This window comes from Streptomyces sp. NPDC007875 (assembly GCF_042868035.1).
Classification (GTDB): domain Bacteria; phylum Actinomycetota; class Actinomycetes; order Streptomycetales; family Streptomycetaceae; genus Streptomyces; species Streptomyces antimycoticus.
In genome coordinates, this window is sequence record NZ_JBIADZ010000100.1 from 1 (window position 1) to 2,537 (window position 2,537).

The 2,537-nt window shown below is 63.9% G+C and carries 3 protein-coding genes; 1 reads left to right on the forward strand and 2 read right to left on the reverse strand.

Translation table 11 applies throughout. The features are described from left to right. Nucleotides 1–359 (reverse strand): transposase (locus ACFYOY_RS49060; RefSeq protein WP_351906649.1); only part of this gene is annotated, 359 nt, incomplete at its 3' end. Nucleotides 360–367: 8 nt separating this feature from the next. After that, nucleotides 368–793, reverse strand: coding sequence for an IS5 family transposase (locus tag ACFYOY_RS49065; protein ID WP_351906652.1), 426 nt, complete (start codon nucleotides 791–793; stop codon nucleotides 368–370). Between the two features lie 403 nt (nucleotides 794–1,196). On the opposite strand from ACFYOY_RS49065, the gene ACFYOY_RS49070 reads away from it, so the two are divergent. After that, nucleotides 1,197–2,396 (forward strand): serine hydrolase domain-containing protein, encoded by a 1,200-nt coding sequence (locus ACFYOY_RS49070; RefSeq protein WP_351906655.1) that lies wholly within the window; start codon nucleotides 1,197–1,199, stop codon nucleotides 2,394–2,396. Nucleotides 2,397–2,537: the final 141 nt, after the last annotated feature.

Here is a 2,537-nt window from a genome sequence, read left to right on the forward strand (position 1 = left end):
CGGTGGCGCTTGAGGCGATTGATTCCGCACTCCACCGCGTGGCGCTCTTTGTAGTCGGCAGCGTCGAACTGCGGTGGCCGGCCACCGCAGGAACCGCGCTTCTTGCGGTTGGCGGTCTGGTCGCGCTTCTCCGGGATCGTGCAGCGGATGCCGCGCTTGCGCAGGTAAGCGCGGTTCGCGCGGGAGCCGTACGCCTTGTCGGCGCGAACCTTGTCCGGCCGGGTACGCGGACGGCCCGGCCCGAGCCGAGGCACCCGGATACGGCCCAGGACCACCTGGAACTGCGGGGAGTCACCGCGCTGTCCGGCCGTGATCACCAGCGACATCGGCTTCTGGGCCTGCTCGACCGCCAGGTGCAACTTGGTGGTCAGCCCACCCCGGGAGCGTCCGAGACCGTGGTCGTCCGGCTCGGTGAACAGACCACCGGGCGGCTCGATCTGCAGATCCCCTTTTTGCGGGCACCGGCCGCATGCTGGTGGGCGCGGGCGATGGTGGAGTCCACCGAGACGTCCCAGGTGATCAGTCCCTCGGCATCGGCCCGGGCCTGCAGTTGCCCGAAGATGCGGTGCCAGGTGCCGTCCCGCTGCCAACGGCGGAACAGTCCGTACACCGTCCCCCATGGGCCGTACCGCTCGGGCACGTCCCGCCACGGAGCACCGGCGCGGGTGCGCCAGCGTATGCCGTCTATCAGTTGCCGCTTGGTGTGTACCGGCGGTCGTCCGGACTTCTTCCCAGCAGGGAGCAGGGGCTCCAGCTTCGCCCACTGCGCATTCGTCAGACCGTGCCTCCCCATGAAGTGGATCTTGACACATCAAGATCCACTTCTGAAAACGCCCTAAGCCGCACAACCAGCCGCGTCCGCGGCTTGACAATCGCATAGGGAGGTTCCTGAAACACGAGATCCACCAGAGCTAAAGGGCTCTATGTCTTCTGAGGAGTCAGTTGTCGCACCTCAGTGATGAGTCAATGACCGTCGCGGTCTCTCCTCTTCCGACGGGCAGATGGCTGCCTTCGAAGCTGTACTTGGCCTCACTCAGGGGGTCAGCACCACTACCAAGCAGGGGTTACCCCCATTACCTGCCGTGCCTCCACCGCGTAGCGTGATCGTCGTTCCCAGTTCTGTTCGATTCGATGGAGGAATAGCGACAATGAGGTACAGGCTTCGTCGGCGGGGTGGTCAGCAAGGGAAGCGCCTCGTGGCCCTGGCGACGGTCACCGCGGCGATTGTTTCGGGGATGATGGTGTCGGGAAGTGGGCCGGCCGTCGCGCACGCAGTGGTGGAGCCATCCGTTCGCAGTGCCACCGCGTCACTGCGAAGTGACCTCGAGAAATATCTGGACGCTCAGGGCACTAAGGATCATTTCTCAGCGGTCTCCCTTCGGGTGACCTATGCCGATCAGCGACCTGATATCTCGGTCGATGCGGGGACGTCCCGCTACGGCGGTGGTCGACCGGTGAACAGCAAGGCGCTGTGGCAGATAGGCAGCAACACCAAGGCGTTCACGTCCGTGCTGCTGCTTCAACTGGAGGCCGAAGGACAGCTGTCCATACGGGACAAGCTGGGAAAGTGGCTTCCCCAGTATCCGGCGTGGCGCGATGTCACCATCAAGCAACTGCTGTCGATGACCAGCGGCATCCCCAGCTACACCGAGCAGAATGCGTTCCTGAAGGATTTCGACGCCAATCCCTCCACGCGCTTCACGCTGGAGCGCCTGATGTCCTATGTGGAGGGCCTGCCACTGGGTCCCGCGAAGTACGAGTACTCGAATACGAACTACCTCCTCGCGCAGATGATTGTCGAACGAGCGTCGCACGATACTTACCATGAGCGGCTCGCCGAGCGCATCATCGAACCTCTCGGAATGAACGACACCTGCCTCCCCCCGGACTGCCCTCCGGACACGGCCTCGCGCATGCCGACACCGTACTCCACCCATTCCGTCCTGCCGAAGCATCTCAACAAGTCACTTCCTCGGCTCCGCCTGTCCTGGGCGCAGGGGGCGGGTGGCCTGGTGAGTTCACTGAGAGACATGACGGCTTGGGACAGGGCGCTGTACAGCGGTCGACTGCTGCCCTCAGCGCAGCAGCGCGAGCTGGAGTCCCTGGTCTCGGCGAAGACGAGTAAGCCCATCAAGAGCGTCACGGCCGACGATCCCATCGGTTTCGGGCTCGGTGTCGTGAAGTTCGTCCATCCTGTGGCCGGGACGGTCTGGGCCTATGAGGGGGCCACTTTTGGAAACCGGGTGCTGCACATGTACTTCCCGAAGACTGGCATGATCATCGCCATTGCTGTCAACAGCGCCGTTGGCGAAGGGGACACGCTGCCCGACCTCGCCGGTACCGTCTACAAGACTCTTTCGGCGCAGAAGGCACAGGCTCTCCCACGGCACCAGTAGCCCCGGAGCCAGCTGCGTGACTTCCAGGTAGCTGCACTGCGAGGTCTGAGCTCCCTTCTTCCTGAGCTTGGCCTTTAACGTCGCAGGTCACTCGGCCTGCTGAGGCCCCGGGAATCGGCAGGCCGTGATGCGGCCATTCTT